Origin of the sequence: Wukongibacter baidiensis (assembly GCF_050888315.1) — a bacterium.
Taxonomy (GTDB): Bacteria; Bacillota; Clostridia; order Peptostreptococcales; family Caminicellaceae; genus Wukongibacter; species Wukongibacter baidiensis.
The window spans coordinates 1,661,538-1,678,889 of the sequence record NZ_CP138202.1; the positions used below are offsets into that span (position 1 = coordinate 1,661,538).

At 33.6% G+C, this 17,352-nt stretch carries 13 protein-coding genes and 1 other annotated feature; of the genes, 1 reads left to right on the forward strand and 12 read right to left on the reverse strand.

The genetic code is table 11. From position 1 onward, the window contains the following. Positions 1-209: 209 nt before the first annotated feature. A complete protein-coding gene (locus tag R9X47_RS07655; RefSeq protein ID WP_432666179.1) occupies positions 210-1,874 on the forward strand; it encodes an O-antigen ligase family protein in 1,665 nt (554 codons plus the stop codon). Between the two features lie 20 nt (positions 1,875-1,894). Here R9X47_RS07655 and R9X47_RS07660 read toward each other — a convergent pair whose 3' ends face one another. From R9X47_RS07660 to ileS, 12 genes are all read right to left on the reverse strand, one after another. Further along, positions 1,895-2,644 carry a peptidylprolyl isomerase gene (locus R9X47_RS07660; RefSeq protein ID WP_432666181.1) on the reverse strand — a complete coding sequence of 250 codons (750 nt, stop codon included), beginning with the start codon at positions 2,642-2,644 and terminating at the stop codon, positions 1,895-1,897. 86 nt (positions 2,645-2,730) lie between these two features. Then, a complete protein-coding gene (locus R9X47_RS07665) occupies positions 2,731-3,759 on the reverse strand; it encodes a dipeptidase (protein ID WP_432666183.1) in 1,029 nt (342 codons plus the stop codon). Between the two features lie 154 nt (positions 3,760-3,913). Further along, entirely contained in the window at positions 3,914-4,855 is a 942-nt protein-coding gene (locus tag R9X47_RS07670) for an alpha/beta hydrolase (protein WP_432666184.1), read from the reverse strand. Between the two features lie 25 nt (positions 4,856-4,880). Next, entirely contained in the window at positions 4,881-5,897 is a 1,017-nt protein-coding gene (locus R9X47_RS07675) for a serine hydrolase domain-containing protein (protein WP_432666185.1), read from the reverse strand. Between the two features lie 176 nt (positions 5,898-6,073). Beyond that, on the reverse strand, positions 6,074-6,565 hold the full coding sequence (locus tag R9X47_RS07680; RefSeq protein WP_432666186.1) for a GNAT family N-acetyltransferase: 492 nt from the start codon (positions 6,563-6,565) through the stop codon (positions 6,074-6,076). A gap of 41 nt (positions 6,566-6,606) precedes the next feature. Next, positions 6,607-6,840, reverse strand: coding sequence for a hypothetical protein (locus R9X47_RS07685; protein WP_432666188.1), 234 nt, complete (start codon positions 6,838-6,840; stop codon positions 6,607-6,609). A 35-nt stretch (positions 6,841-6,875) separates the two neighbouring features. Next, positions 6,876-7,670, reverse strand: coding sequence for a class I SAM-dependent methyltransferase (locus R9X47_RS07690; RefSeq protein WP_432666189.1), 795 nt, complete (start codon positions 7,668-7,670; stop codon positions 6,876-6,878). 46 nt (positions 7,671-7,716) lie between these two features. Next, complete coding sequence (locus tag R9X47_RS07695) at positions 7,717-9,549, reverse strand: ABC transporter ATP-binding protein (RefSeq protein WP_432666190.1); 1,833 nt, start codon at positions 9,547-9,549, stop codon at positions 7,717-7,719. Positions 9,550-9,668: 119 nt separating this feature from the next. Next, a complete protein-coding gene (locus R9X47_RS07700) occupies positions 9,669-11,507 on the reverse strand; it encodes an ABC transporter ATP-binding protein (protein WP_432666192.1) in 1,839 nt (612 codons plus the stop codon). Between the two features lie 530 nt (positions 11,508-12,037). Then, complete coding sequence (locus tag R9X47_RS07705; RefSeq protein ID WP_432666193.1) at positions 12,038-12,715, reverse strand: DUF4397 domain-containing protein; 678 nt, start codon at positions 12,713-12,715, stop codon at positions 12,038-12,040. A 159-nt stretch (positions 12,716-12,874) separates the two neighbouring features. After that, positions 12,875-13,285, reverse strand: coding sequence for a bacteriohemerythrin (locus R9X47_RS07710; protein ID WP_432666194.1), 411 nt, complete (start codon positions 13,283-13,285; stop codon positions 12,875-12,877). A gap of 347 nt (positions 13,286-13,632) precedes the next feature. Continuing rightward, complete coding sequence (gene ileS / locus R9X47_RS07715) at positions 13,633-16,749, reverse strand: isoleucine--tRNA ligase (protein WP_432666195.1); 3,117 nt, start codon at positions 16,747-16,749, stop codon at positions 13,633-13,635. 215 nt (positions 16,750-16,964) lie between these two features. Further along, positions 16,965-17,199: a binding site (T-box leader), on the reverse strand. Positions 17,200-17,352: the final 153 nt, after the last annotated feature.

Sequence of the window (17,352 nt, forward strand, 5' to 3'; positions counted from 1 at the left end):
ATTTTCCTAGTCAGTATCTAACTATATTAATATCCCTGAGCATTATATTACTATTTAGATTCATTAGTTCAAAAAGACATATCAGTATGGATAACAAAATTTTTACCCTTTTTCTGATATTTACCCTTACATATATACTATCGACTATTTTGGTATCTGATAACAAATACCTTTCCATATTAGAGACCTCGAAAATAGTAGTTTTTACTATGTCATTTGTCTCAATATCCTTAATGAAGGATAAGATAATTTTTTTTAAAGGTGCCATTTGGGGATTGTTAGTAATAAGTATTTTAGGATTGCTGTCTTATCTAGGTATCATACATATAAATGATTCGGTTTTAGTTTATAAAAATTCAGTTAGGCTCCAATCGGTAATTCAGTATGCCAATGTAACTGGAGTTTTAATGGGCATAGGATTCTTCTTATCATATTACTTTATAAGCCATTATGATAAATTTCAAGAGACTGTGAAATACTATATATTTAGTCATTTATTTTTGTTAAGCCTAATTTTCACTCAATCTAGAGGTGCAATAATTAGTTTAATTCTTTGTATATTAATATGGTTCTTGCTTCTGAAAAATTCTAAGACCATTTTCTATGTCTTGACAAACTTTGTATTGTCATTTATTTCTGGTTATTTAGTGAGCATCCTCATAATAGGTGAAAAAAAATTCCTTGCGGTTTTAGTATTTGTAGTTTCATCAATGGCCGCCGGTTATATATATTACATAGTGAATATTAAAATTAAAGGTTTAAGTTATAGAAAAATAAATCTACTAATTGTTATTCTTTTAATAATTTCAACTGTTATACTCTTTAATTCTCAACTAGATCGAATATTTCAGATTTCAATTTTCCATGGAACCTTCATATTAAGATTCATTTATTTTAAAGATGGCTTGAGGGTTATTAAAGAAAATTTTCTTTTGGGAATAGGACCAGGAAACTGGACCTCACAGCAATTTTTCTATCAAACTGCTAAATATTATGTTAAATATATACATAATGGACTGGTTCAAATCGCTTTAGATGCTGGCATCTTAAGTCTTATAACTTTTATATTCATCGTAGGTTTATACTCCAAAAAATCTATTAAGAATTTTAAGGAGTCTAATGCTGGAAAAGCTATTACACTTATAATAATATTATTTTATATACTGCTTCATTCTCTTATAGATATTGATTTAAGCTTCACTTCAATTCTGATGATAATTTCAGGTATACTAGCCGTTGATACTGATACTAGCTTTTGTACAAATAATAAAATAAGGATAGATTTATTTAAAGCTTTAGGATTGACATTCTCTGGATTAGCTATTGGCATAGGTATTTTCCTTTTGGTTGGGCAAAATTACTATAACAATGGAGAATACTACTTTATACATAGGAAATATGATAGAGCAATTCAATACTATGAAAAAAGTATACTCTTTAGACCCTATGATAATCACCCCTATCTAAGGCTTTCTATTTGTTATGAAATGGTAAATAAGAATAAAGAAAAGAGTATAGAGATGTTAGGAAAGGCAAATCTTTTAGATACTCATGACCCAAGACCTTTGAAAGAGTTAATTAGAACTGGTCAGCTATATCAAGACAATCAACTGGTCTATAACAGTTCTATTAAGCTAATAGATATAAATAGATTTGATATTTTGGGGTATGAAAGTGGCTTAATTGCATCATTAAATATGTATGAAAATAAGATCATAACTGATGATGAGTTTAATAAAAATATCAAATTAATATTAAATAAATTGGATATGACAAATCGTGAAAGAGATTTAAGATCCAAATATGTAGAGCATAATGACAAGCTTATTGTTGCAGATGATTTAATGAAAAAAATAAAGCCTCTCAGAAAATAATTCTGGAGGCTTTATTTTTATTATTCGTTGATTTTTACATCATATTTTTCTTTTAATTCAGTAGTCTTAGTTATGTATAGATTGTTTTGCTTTCTACCTAATAGGAAGTTCTTGATTTGATCCTTAACTTCTTCAAAGTTCTGAGAAGTTGACTCATTCTTATTAACTAATTTGATAAGATGATATCCAAATTGAGTTTTTACTGGCTCGCTTACTTCTCCTTCTTCCATAGCAAAAGCTGCATTTTCAAACTCAGGAACCATTTGTCCCTTTGTAAACTGACCTAAATCTCCACCTCTTTGCTTAGAAGGGCATGTTGAATACTTTGTAGCCGCTTCTTCAAAAGCTAATCCGTCTTCGATTTCTTTTGCTATTTTCTTGATTTCTTCTTCTTCCTTAACTAGTATATGACTTGCTTGAACACTCTCAGGAGTTTTAAAGCTCTCTTGGTTGTTATTGAAGTAGTCTAATATTTCTTGCTCAGTTACATCAGCACTATTTAAAACCTTTCTTAATGAATAATTCTTAAGAATATTTACTTTATTCATTTCTAACTCTTTTAAGAATTCTTCTTCTTTATCATAATTATTTTCTATTGCATCTAAATAAAATAACTCTTGATTAATTAACTCATCTAATATTTGCTGTTTACCTTGATCAGAGTTAAAGTTCATGTTACCTTGTGCAGCAAAGTTTTGTAAAAGTGCATTTACATCGCTTTCCATTATTTCTTTCCCATTTACTACAGCTAAAATTTTATTATCTTTCATTTATCTAAAACTCTCCTTTATATTTTAGTCTATGCCTATAATACCAGATATTCTTTAATATGTCTATTTTTTAGTACTTTCATTCTCTAAAGTATCTGTCTATAAAGCCTAAGAAAATTCTCTCCTATTATCATCTTAATCTCGTCTTCACCATATCCTCTATTTATTAAACCATCTATAAATATATCTAATTCATCGTGTCCCTTCATTACATCAAAGGGTTTACGAGGTAATTTTTCTAAACTCTGAGGCGAAGAGTTCTCAAAGAGCCTATCGCAGAAGTCAAAGCCCAGACCAACATGCTTCACACCTACTACCTTCGCTATCTGGTCTACATGGTTTAATAAATGCTCAATGTTTGCATTCTTGTCACTATCGGCTACAAGGAGACTTGCCACATTCATCCCTATGACACCATCCTTTGATGCAATAGCTTTAATCTGGTCATCGGTTAGGTTTCTCGGGATATTAACTAAAGTTCTTGTATTTGAATGGGATGCTATGATAGGTTTTTTTGTTATCTCCATTATGTCCCAAAAGCCTTCATCATTTAGGTGGCTTACATCAATAATCATACCTAGATTCTCAGCTTCTTCAACCAGCCTTACTCCAAAATCTGTCAAACCACCCCTTGTTAATTCACGTCCCTTTTTAAAGCTACACCCATCGGCTGCAAAGTTCCTTCTACTCCAGGTTAGACCAACAAGCCTTACTCCTAACTCATAAAATACTCTCAGAAGACTCAGATCGTCATATAGGGGTTCAACACCTTCGAAAGAAAGCATTATCCCTATTTTCTCCTCTTCTATGGCCTTTTCTATATCCTTAAAGCTTTTACAAAGCATTATCTTGTCAGGTGATTCATCTATCTCACTGTACAAAACACTAACTTGATTCATAGCCTTCCTTAAAGCCATTTCAGGTAAAAAGGTATCATCTATATATATTGATGAAACAACTAAATTTACTCCTCCCTCTTTAAACTCAGGAAGGTACCTATTTTCTATTACCTTAGTTTCCCCCATTCGTCTCTTGAAGTCCACATCATATAATAGATCCAGATGTGCATCTACAATCAATGACTCCCTTTGAATTTTTTTTACTTTTTCATTCATTGTTTACCCCTTCTTCCATAAAAGACTTAAAAAATCTACCTATAGTATATCAAAAAAGAATAACTTATATAATGAGGAGTCAGGGCAACTGCTCAATTTCACTCCGATGAATAACCTATAAATAAAAGGAATGGGCTAAGCCATTCCTTTCATACTATTTATTGAACTTCTTTAAAAATCCATCTGCTGCGTCATCTAATAAATTAGATAAATTACTAGGAAACCAATGTCCTAAATTTTCAATAACTATAAACTTATGTTCAACTTCTACGCCTCTAAGTCTATCTACAAATACTTTTTGACTTTGAAGATCTCCGTCATTCTCTCCAGTGATAATTGTAACATGGGAAAGCTGTGATGATAAAAGATTCTCCTCTAGACTAAGCTGTTTTTCATCTAGCCCTGGGCATAGGACAACTACTCCCCTTATAGGTAAATTTGTTTTTAGGCATAAATCTATAGCAATTTCTCCGCCTTGAGAAAACCCTCCTGCAAACATTTTTCTAGGTGAAAATCCAAGGTTTGCTTTTACATTGTCTAAAGCAATGTTTATATCCTCAATAGTCTTATCATAATTATCCCAACAATACCCGTTATATGTACATACTTGACTAGATTGAATAAATAGGTGGTGAAACTTTTCCTTTATAACCTGTGAGTTCCACCTACATTTGAAAAATTCCATATCTTCACCCCATCCATGTAAGGATATGAGAATAGGCGTATCCTTAGAATAAGATTCAGGGGACTCTAAAACATATTTTACATGAGCAGAACTTTGCTTCTGAAGCTTTAATTTCTCAATTTTGGTTAATACATTTTTAAAACGTTCTTCATATGGATGTTTATTAAATAGTGAATCATCAGGGAAAATCGGATAAAAATAACCTTTACCTAGACCATCTTCCAAAATGTTATATGCTTTTTCTAAATCACCAAGAGACGCATAGCCTAAAGCCATTTCCCATGTCATATAATAGTTGTTTTCTGGAAAAGCATCTATATACGCCTTGAAAAGTTCTATAATTTCACTGAATTTTTCTTGCTGCCATAAACCTGTAATGTGATTATCAAGTTCTTGATATGTTTGAAACATAAGCAATCCTCTCCTTTTAGACTATTTATTTAATCAGTTCTTGAATTTCCCTTGCAATATCCCAAGTACCGAAATCTGTATTGCCAATCACTGTTAGTTGAGCATTTCTTGTAGGGTATACGGAAGACATCATACTTACCCCAGGATCTTCACCCATAACATAATACTTAAATATCCCATCGCCTTCTTTTATTATCCATATACCATATCCATAGCAGAAGTCACCATCTACTTGAATATGAGGAGTTAACAATTCTGTAGTTACCTCTTTACTAAGAATTTTATTATTAAGTATTGACTCCCATAGTTTAGATAAATCATTTGCAGTCGTGAAAGCGCCTCCATCTGGGCCTCCTATAATAGGCAAAGAATAAATATTAGTCTTCCAATTATCCGATTCATCTTTAACATAACCATATGCACTACCCTTCGGTAATTGATCCATAGGAAAATATCCTGAATCTAACATTCCACAAGGTTTGAAAATGTTTTTCTCAACATATTCAGTAAACTTCATTCCCGTGTTTTCCTCAATAATTAACCCAAGTACAATGAATCCTGCATTATTGTATTTAAACCTTTCTCCTGGTACAACTTCCATATTTCCATTTTGAAACATAGGCAAAAAATCCTTAGGACTTCTAATATTATACATAGGTCTTTCCTTCCAAAGCTCTGAAAAGTCATCCATTACTTCTTCATCAAAATAGTCAGGAATACCTGAGCTATGGGTTAGCAAATCTTTAATTTTAATATTTGGATCAAAATTAGGAAAAGGAATATCCAAACAATCCTTTAAGTATGTATTAAAAGAAATTATCCCGTTCTCAACAAGTTGGCATATTGCTATAGATGTAAATAACTTACATCCAGAAGCTATACCAAATCTAGTTTTTAGTGTATTCGGAATATCTTCACTTCTATTTGCTAATCCATATCCACCTTCGAAAATTGTATAATCGCCCTCCTGTACAAGTACAACACCAGAAAAATTCTCTTGTTTCTCAATAATAGCTTCTATCTTCGTCGAATCTATTCTCATTCTATCACTCCTCAGTTATTCTCATAATCGATTTATTATTTTTCAAATTCCTCTTAAAATCCTGTTCCTCCTAAAATTAACTTCTTGTTCTAGTAAATTATACATTAGGTTTTTCAATACTTAGGAAATATCATCACTCCCGATGGCTGAAACTAGCACAACGGGTTAAATTAATATTAAATAAATTTCTCATATGATACAGCATATTCTGAAAAACCATTGTTTTCATAAAGCTTTTTAGCTTTCTCATTCCATGAGTAGGCATGTAGCTTTACCCTTTTTATATCCCTCTCTTTAAACCAATTCATTACTTCATCCAAAAGCATTTTTCCTATGCCAAAACCCCTTGCAGAATCATCAACATATAATTCATCAAACAACCCAATTCTCCCCGTTCCATTATCTGCAACCATTTCTTCCTCATATATCTTCGCCATTGCATATCCTACTGCTCTATCCTCTATAAGTGCAGTTAATATTAAACAATCCTCATTTCTGTTATCGAATATCTTTTTTGATCTCCTTTTAATTGCATCTAGAACCATATCATAGTTATCGTATCTACACTCTTCTCTATGATTACTCCGATTGAACTCACTCAGTTTAATTGCAAATTTAACATAATTACTTCTATCTTTCTCTAAAGCCTTTCTTACAATAATGTCCATGTCTGTATCACATCCTAATCAGTATATTCTATATACTCTCTTTAGTTCACTTGCCTCTCATTTCCGCGCTTAAAATTTCCTGTTATCTTCGCTAGTGCCAATTGCACTTCAAATTGACTCAATCCATCAATTTTCTTTATTAATCTCTTTGTTTCTTTCTCATTTAAAGTTTTTATCATCCGATTCTCATAGTATATTAGAGTTTTATTAGCCTTAGTGATTTTATAGCTGAATGGGTTTTCTCTTAACTTATCTCTTTTATCTATCTCTGTCATAGTTTACTCCTTTCATAGCCTTTAAGATATGATAGTTACTCAGGTTTCTTAACCCAAAATGTAGCTCTTTTACTCCCCTTTTCTAAGGGGTTAATATTCTCTGTTCCTGACCACTGTCCAACTATCTCAAGCCCAAGTGCCTTTATCCAAGTTTTAACTTCTACAGAGGATACCGCATGGGTTTTTGCAAACCATTCATACTCATTAACTATCTCATTATCCTTATAAACCTCTAGTCTACGTTTTGCCTTCCAAAATCGGCCCTTGGCATCTACCCACGTTGGCGTTGTATAGCCCTTAAGTTCAGTCCCATCTCTGCACTTGCCACTTGGAAACCCTAGTGATTCAATCCCAATATTGCACCATGATTTTGGTAGCTCTCCATCGTGGGCATCATTATCGATGAAGATATAACCTCCAGGTTTTACAAGTTCTTTTGCCTTAAGAATAACTTTACCTTGTATTTCAGGTTCACCATATATATATAAGCAGTTACCCCCTAATAAAACCGCATCATATCTTCTTTCAGTATCGTAGGATAAAAAGTCCGATTTATATATTTCAATATTATTCGCAGCGTAGTTGCCTTCTGTTTTAATCTTTTCTCTAAAACTTTGAAGCATCCCCTCAGCACTATCAATGCCAGTAACTTTATATCCCTCTCTAGCTAGTGGTAACGCTATTCTTCCCGTTCCACAATATGGTTCTAATATTTCCTTACAATCATATCTCTCTAATAGGTGAAGTATCCATTCAAAATCATGGGTCTGAGTTTCGATACCATCATATACTTCACTTACATGTGGATCTAAGTCATACATATTTATCATGTATCAATCTTCCTTTCAACTCATAGTCCGTTATCCTGTAATTTCATTAACTACTCTTGTGAAGTATCATTGTTTCCTGTTCATCCATAAACTGATTTGTATATAATCTATAGTAATATCCTTTTTTCTTTATTAGCTGATAATGATTACCCTCTTCTATAACCTTACCCTTACTTATAACTAGAATTCTATCAGCACTGCGAATCGTTGATAATCTATGGGCGATTATAAAGCTGGTTCTTCCCTGTAGCACCTTGCCAATTGCATTTTGTATAAGCTGCTCCGCTTCAGTATCGACAGAGGATGTAGCCTCATCTAACACAAATATTCTAGGATTAGCAAGTATGGCTCTAGTAAAGGATATCAGCTGCTTTTCACCTGTAGATAATCTATTACCTCCCTCACCAACCTGTGAATCATATCCATCCTTTAGCTTCATTATAAATTCGTGGGCATTAACCAACTGCGCTGCCTTTATGATTTCTTCATCGGTAGCATTCAATCGCCCATATCTAATATTCTCCTTTATTGTTCCACTAAAAAGATGAGGAGTTTGCAATACGTATCCGAGATTAGAGTGTAACCATAAAAGTGATCTCTTACGATAATTCACTCCATCAATTAATATTTCTCCCTTAGTAGGTTCATAGAAACGACATGCTAGGTTTACTATGGTACTCTTACCTGAACCTGTTTCACCAACTAAGGCTATCGTTTCTCCTGCCTTTACATTAAGGTTAAATCCATCTAGAACCTTTTCTCCATCCTTATAGGCAAAGGATACATTTTTAAAGCTGATATTCCCCTGAATTTTCGCCCAGTTCTCCTTTTTAGGTTCAAAGGAATCTCCATAAATCCTTATTATCTCTGAACTATCCTTTATATCTGGTTCGGTTTCAATCATAGACATGATTCTCTCTCCTGAGGCCTGGGCCGATTGAAGTTCGGCAAATATCCTAGCAAGTTCCCTAACAGGCTCAAAAAACTGTATTGTAAATGAGATAAATGCTACCAGTGTTCCATAACTTAACATTTCCAGAACTACACCTTCACCTCCACGCCACAGCGCCAATGCCGTACCTATACTTCCCAAAGTCATAACTACTGGCAAATATAGGGATGAAAAAATAGCCGCTCTAACAGAAGATCTTTGCATTTCACCAGTAATCGTTCCGAATTCCTCTAGGTTTTTCTCTTCTCTCACTAGTGTTTTTGTGGTTTTCGCACCCATTATTCCTTCGTTAAAGGCTCCTGTTATTCGTGAATTGGTTTTTCTCACTCTTCTAAAGGCCTTTAAAATCTTTTTCTGAAAATAGACACTCACAATAGCCAAAATCGGAACTACTGTCAATGCAATTAATGCTAGCTTCCAATTCATGAAAAGCATTACGCAGGATATCGCTACCATCACAGCACTTCCCCAAACCAGGTCTACTATTCCCCAGGAAATAGTATCTCCAAGTCTCTGAGTGTCTGATGTCATTCTTGCCATTATCCAACCAATATGGGTTTTATCAAAGTATGAGAAAGATAGTTCTTGAAGCCTTTGGAATCCAACCTTTCTGATATCGTAACAAATACCCATATCTACTTTCCCTGCTTCTGCAATAAATTTCCAAACCACGACAGCTTGGAATGCAACTAGTAACGCATACCATATAGCAAATGTATATAACCCATCAAGTTTTTTTGGGACAATGAAAGTATCAATTGCATACTTTGTCATCATTGGAAATATTACATCCACAATCGCCAGGATTATCATCATAATACCAACTATAACTAAACTCTTTTTATAGGGCTTTGCAAAATGTAATAGTTTCTTCCAAAGCTGCAAATCAAATCCCTTATTATAGTCCTGTTCTTGATTTCCACTCATTAAGATCTGTCCTTTCAATTATAATCATGCTACTTTAAAACTTAAAATAGCATTACTTTATAGCTTTATGTTCTTACGCTACCAACACTTTTACAAATATCTACCTATTTCTTATGATCCTATGAAGCAACTTCTTCTAATTTATTATTGGAAGCGTTATTTATTTCCTTCTCTAGCTCTTCTTCGAGAGAGTTCTGTATTGACCAAATGCGTCTATATAATCCCTTCTGGTTAATTAACTCCTCATGCTTTCCTGACTGCACTATTTTTCCTTCCTCAATGACTAATATTAAGTCGGCCTCAGATAAAGTAGTAATACGATGAGCTATGATAAATGTAGTGACTCCCTTTTTCCTTTCCTGCAGGGCCTTTCTAATGGCTAGATCCGTCTCGGTATCAACGGCACTTAAAGAGTCGTCAAAAATTAAGACTTTCGAATTTCTGATTATGGTTCTTGCCATTGAAACACGCTGCTTTTGTCCTCCTGACAAGGTAACTCCACGTTCACCTACTGAAGTCTCATAACCATTTTCAAAATCTAATATTACGTCATGTATTGATGCAATTTTTGCAGCTTCATATATTTCTGATTCTTCTGCTTTTAAATTTGTAATACCTATGTTTTCTTTTAGGGTCTTAGAGTATAAAAATGGTTCTTGTAGAACTATGCCAATTTGATCCCTAAGCCATTTCTTATTTATACTTTTAAGTGAAACACCATCAATCTTTATTTCACCTTCGTTATAGTCATATAACCTTAGTAACAAGTTAACTAATGACGTCTTTCCTGAACCAGTTGGTCCCAATATCGCTACTGTATCTCCCGGTTTAACCTTAAAGGATATACCCTTTAATATCTGTCTATCCTCATCATACTGGAAGTTAACTTTTTCAAACTCTATCTCACCTTTTATCTCTGGTCTTGCTCCTTCATCTATTCCTTCTTCAAGCTTAGTTTCTAAAATCTCATTTATACGTTCTATTGCTACTAAGGATTTCCCTAGATCAGTAAGGATTCTTCCTAATTGTCTTATAGGAAAAATGAGCTTTCTTTCATAGGTTACGAATACTACTAGGGTCCCCAAGGTTATTGCTCCCTTAGAGGCAAAGTATGCTCCAAAGGCTAACACAGCGCCTATTTGTAAGAAACATAGAAAATCTGAGGATGACCAATACCAAGCAAGTAGACGAATCAATCTATATGTAACATCTCTATATTCAGAATTTTTCTCATCAAATTTATCAGCCTCATATTTTTGTCTAGCAAATGCTCTAACCACTCTAACGCCGCTCAAATTTTCCTGTAACACTGTCGACAGCTTCCCTTCGGCTTCATCGGATATCCTAAAAGCCGACTTTACTTTAAAGAAGAATACTAATGTAAATGCAAATATTATAGGAATTAGTGATATAGCCACTAAAGTCATTGTAGGATTTAAAGAAATCATTATCCAAAGTGAAAATATCAACATGAATAGCACTCGACCAATTTCAACAAATTGAACGGCTAAAAATCTTCTTATAGTCTCAACATCCGATGTACATCTTTGAATCAAGTCTCCTGTTTCAGCCTTAATATGATAATCGTAAGCTAAGTGCTGCAGATGATTATATAATTTTTCTCTAATATTCTTAGCAACAGATTCCGATGCTACAGCAGACCATTTTCCCTTTAAATATAGGAAAATACCATTTACTATTGTCAGTATAACTATTGCTCCTCCACATATCCATAGGTTTCTTAAAAGTATTGATTTCCCACCAATTGCCTCGATGAAATTTATTATCCAATAGGGAAGTTCTATAGGTTTACTGCCTATTACAGAATCTATTGTTACTCTTAGTACCAGTGGTACTACCATTTCGAAGCACGTAGCTATTCCTATAGCTAAAACAGCTCCTAAATACATAAATCTATTACCTTTCATAAACTTTAGTAAAAGCTTTAACTTGTTCAATCTACATCCCCTCCAATTCCGCTGCAAAATTTCTGCTGTAAAGTTTTTGGATACGGTTATTTCTTTAAACTAAGTAATTTGCTACTCAGTCTATAGAGCTACCTCCATCCTTTTCTGGAGCTTAATTTTTAATCACCTTTCTATACCTCCTTTTATACATAAAAAAGCCATAGGCGATTATACCCATGGCTTAAAAACACTAATAAACTCTCTTAATCTATATCACTAATAGTTAAAGCCACAGGCAATAATACACATACCTATGGCTCTTCTTTATCAATTACATATTACTTTAAAAAACTGTTACAATACTAACTGATACTCCTAGGTCGTGTACTCAATATATAGTTTGAATGAAAAACTTTTCTTAAACTCCAACTAATTAACTTCTTAGTGTTCATCAACACGACCTCCTTCATAAAAATTTATTTACACATACAGTATATTATTTATTGCCAAATATTACAACTATTTTTACTATTTGTAATATTTTTGTAATATATAAGTTAAGGCTTCATTCTCTTTGTAGACTAAACCTTTATATAGGAATTCCCATCTAGTGGAATTACTACTTGAAGTGGTGGTCTCTCACCTGCAAGACCTATTGCATATACAGTGTAAAATCTATTTGGCTTTAGATTGATATTTGGTACATGTAGTACTCTTTTATCTGTTCCAGTCACATACAGGTCTATTGTATAGTCTCCTGGCTCAACAAGTTTATAATCTGTAATCTCCTTATATTCTACATCTTCGAATAAATTTCTTCCATTTGGTAACCTAACATCTACGGCCGGTGCATTTGGAGATAAGTGACCTACTCTTACATATGTCTTACCCATCGGTATAGGCATAGGAGTATCCTCTATTGCATATAGGCTCAGGTCTTTCAACTCATTAATTGCCGCAACGGTTAATATTGTATTCGGTGGTATATTGACATTTGTATTTATTACAGGATTCATAGTTCTTCCAGCGGGGAAGACCTTGACATTGCTTACACCAGGCGGCAGTGGAAGATATTCTGTAAAACTTCTGTACCTTAGATTTGACACTACTGGTTTATTATTTACATATACATCAACTGGGGGTGCATCTGGGGATGCATGGAAAATCCGAACATAGGTAGTATCTATAGGTTCAGGGGGCATTCTAAAGAAATTGCCTCTATAGAGATTCATTGGATAGAAATCATAAAATCTAAACATTTATTCAACACCTCTCAAAATACTTTTTAAGTCTTCACTATTAGAATATTCAAGTATTTTGAAATTGTTACAACAAAAAAAAGCGTCAATGACGCCTTTTTAAAGCAATAATTTAGCTTATCCCGTTTACTATAAACAAAAGTTGATTCTATTTCTGTTCTAAAATACTCCTTTTTCATTTAAGAAGTCTTTATACATATGGTCAACTTTAAGTATGTGATTTTCTATCCAATCGGCAATAAAGACTAGAATTTCCATCGTAACACCTTTTTGATTCTCATCTATATCTTCACTACCAACTTCATTTACCTTATCAATAAAATTTTGATGAACTTGTTTATGCTCATCTAGTCCATCAAACCCGTATTTCTCCATTAAGTCCTCTTCAGTCTTGAAGTGATAGATTGTATATTTTTTTAGTTCATCAAGAAGCCCAATAATTTCATCATAATGGTCTACATCCCTTGTACGAATTAAAGATGATAGGTCAGACCCTATCTCCAATAATCGTTCATGCTGCTTATCAATCTCCTCAATATTACAAGAATAATTCTCTCTCCATTTAAACACTCTTCTTCCCCCTTTTTTTAATTCACAAGATATCCATACACTATAATACAACAAAATATTACCAAATGAAAGTAGAATTTTGATGGAGATTGGAAAATCGCATCCATTGATTATACTATGTTACAAAAAAATAAAAGGGAACACTTTTATATGTTCCCTTCAGATTGTAGACAAAGTCTACAAGATGGCAGACTGTTGAGAAGTCTGAAGTTCGAGGCGTGCCGAAAGTAAGAGACCGCAGCGTATACAGACATACGTAAGGGTTCTTGTTGGAGGCAACAACGAAGAAATTCGGGTTTCCGGGCAGTCTCAAGGGAACAATTTTATATGTTCCCTTTTACCATTAATTAATTATTAACTTTTTCTAGCTTCACACCGGTTTCATGTCCATTTAAGTCTTGCTTCTCAAAGCTTTCATCTGAAACTCTTTCAATGCTCTTAGCTAAAGTTTCTTCCATAATATAGTCTTTATGGATCTCTACTGCATTTGCTATTTCATCATCTCCATCGAAGAAGATCTTAATATTATCCATCATTTCATAACCATTATTCTTTCTTAGCTGCTGAATTTTAGAAATAAACTCTCTAGCGAAACCTTCGTCGATTAACTCTTGACTTAAGGTTGTATCTAAGATAACAAATAGATTATTTTCCATTTCTACAGTAAAGCCTTCTTTAGCTGAAATATTTATCATTACAAGCTCACTTGTAACCTCTAAATCTTCGCCATTTAAGTCAATTACTATTGATTCTCCATTTTCTAGCTTAGGCGCTGCCACTGAAGCATCGAGTGCAGCTAAGGCCCCACCGAAGGCTTTTATATTCTTACCAAGCTTCGGTCCAGCAACTCTAAAGTTAGGTTTCAAACTAAAGTCCATAAATTCTTTTAAGTCCTTAGCAAATACTACTTCTTTTACATTTAGTTCTTCCTTTACTAGTGGAACTAGGTCAGATACAATTTCCTCAAATTTACCATCAACAAGGACTTTTTGAATAGGTTGACGAACTTTGATTCTAACCGCTTCTCTAGAAGCTCTACCAAGTTTAACAAGATTTCTAACAAGGTCCATCTTTTCTTCAAGCTTAATGTCTACAAGCTTCTCATTTGAAACTGGATAATCACTAATATGAACTGATAAATCACCAGTTAAATTTCTATATATCTCCTCTGATAAATATGGAGCAAATGGAGCAACCATTTGGCTTATGCCTACTAGTATTTCATAAGTAGTATTGTAAACTGCCTTCTTATCTTCTGTCAGCTCAGTAGCCCAGAAACGTCTACGTGAACGTCTTATATACCAGTTTGATAGGTCTTCATTAACAAATTCTTGTATCTTTCTAACGGCCTTTGTTAAGTCAAATACTTGTAAGTCTTCTGAAACAGATTTTAAAAGGCTATTATATTTTGATAAAACCCATCTATCTATTTGCGGTCTATCTTTGTATTCAACAAAGAACTCCTTTGGATCTATTCCATCGGTATTTGCATATAGTACGAAGAAATTATAAACATTTTTAATTGTACTAAAGAATTTACTTTGAACTTCCTTTAGTCCTTCTTCGTCAAACTTAGTTGGAGTCCAAGCAGGTGAAACATAAAGTAGATACCATCTAAGGGCATCTGCACCATACTTATCAAATAGTGCAAATGGGTCTACAGTATTCCCTCTTGACTTCGACATTTTTCTACCATCTTTATCCAAAATAAGGTCGTTTACTAAAACTCGCTTATAAGATGACTTTCCTGTAACAAATGTAGAAATTGCTAATAGTGAATAGAACCATCCTCTTGTCTGATCTATACCTTCACATATAAAGTCTGCAGGGTATAACTCATCAAAGAACTTGTCGCTATTTTCAAATGGATAATGATGTTGTGCAAAAGGCATTGACCCACTATCAAACCAACAGTCAATAACTTCCTTAACTCTTGTCATAGTGCTCGAACACTTCTCACATTTAATATGGATATCATCCACATACGGTCTGTGTAGTTCTATGCTTTCATCTATATCTTCTATCGCTTTTTCAGCTAATTCTTTTCTCGATCCTATGCTGGCAGTATGATTACACTCATCACATCTCCAGATATTTAGTGGAGTTCCCCAATATCTACTTCTTGATATAGCCCAATCATTTAGGTTTTCAAGCCAGTTTCCAAAACGTTTTTGACCAACATAGCCTGGATACCACTCAATACCATTGTTGTTTTCAATAAGTTTATCTTTAAGTTTAGTCATTTCAATATACCAGCTTGGTTTAGCATAGTATAAAAGAGGAGTCTTACATCTCCAGCAATGTGGATAATTATGTGCAACCTTTTGCTTTTTATAAAGTTTACCTTCGTTATAAAGCCACTTAATAATCTCCACATCGGCATCCATAACAAACATGCCTTCCCAAGGAGTAGTAGTGTACTTTCCTTCTTCACTTACAGGTTGAAGTACAGGTAAGTCATATCTCTTACCAGTGTTATAGTCATCTTCCCCAAAGGCTGGAGCCGAGTGAACTATACCAGTACCGTCCTCAGTAGTAACATAATCAGCAAGGGTTACAAAGAAAGCTTTTTTCTCTGCCTTTACAAATGGCATAAGCTGCTCGTACTCCATATACTCTAGGTCTTTACCCTTACACTCTTCTAATACTTCATATTCCCCTTCTACAACACTACTAGCTAAATCCTTTGCTAAATAGTAAACATCTCCATTCTCAGCCTTAACCTTTACATATGTTACCTCAGGATTAACCGTGAGAGAAACGTTTGAAGCCAATGTCCACGGAGTAGTTGTCCAAGCAAGGAAGTATTCATTTTCCTTATCCTTAAGCCTAAACTTTGCAACAACTGTGTTGCTCTTGATTTCTTGATAACCTTGAGCAACCTCATGGCTAGCAAGGCCTGTTCCACATCTACTACAATAAGGAAGAATTTTATGTCCTTCATACATAAATCCTTCTTTATTAAACTTGTCTAAAATCCACCATACACTTTCAATATAATTATTATCAAGGGTAATATAAGGATTTTCCAAATCAATGGCATAAGCCATACGCTTAGTCATTTCTCTCCATAGACCCTCATACTTAAAAACAGATTCTCTACATTTTTCATTAAATTTGTCAAGGCCATATTCTTCTATGTCCTGCTTGTTTTTAAGGTTTAACTGCTTTTCAACTTCGATTTCGACAGGTAATCCATGGGTATCCCATCCTGCTTTTCTCTTCACCTGATAACCTTGCATAGTTTTGTATCTACAAACTGAATCCTTTAGGGTTCTGGATATAACATGGTGAATACCTGGTCTTCCATTTGCTGTCGGAGGTCCCTCATAAAATACAAAGGATTCTCTTCCTTCTCTAGATTCTACACATTTCTCAAGAATATCTATTTCATCCCAAAAGTCAGATACTCTTTTTTCATTTTCGCTAGTAGACAAATTTGATAATTCTTCAAACTTTTTCATCACTTCACCCTTCCTTATATTCTCCCGAACTATTCATGAATAATTCAGGATTATCTGTACTATTAATAGATTTATAATTCTTATGTATAAAAAAGTCTCTTATAAAAATTCTCAAGGTTGACTTTTTTGAAATACATAGCGGAAATTATATTTGTTCATAACTTTAATTGGTTTATAATTTCCTATATATTATAAAAAATCCCTAAGTCAATAGACTTAGGGACGGATATTTCCGTGGTACCACCCAAATTATAGGTAAAACCTATCACTCATTACTTTTAACGTATTTATACGAGATATCTTACTATAACTCATTTCAGATATCTGGCTCAAAGGTGATCTTCACAAGGATGTAAGTTAATGATCTTTCAGCCATGGATCATCTCTCTTAGGTTTCGATTATATACCTTAAACTCCATTCCAAGCTACTCTCCTGTTCACAGCCCTTAACCTTATTCAATTTTTAATCTTTTACATTTTATATACTTTACTACTAATATATAATACATTAAAAAATCATAATTTGTCAAAATTTTTTTTAAGATTTCTTCAAAATTTATTAAATAGTTTTGCCAAATCCTCACTTTTCTATACATATATAGC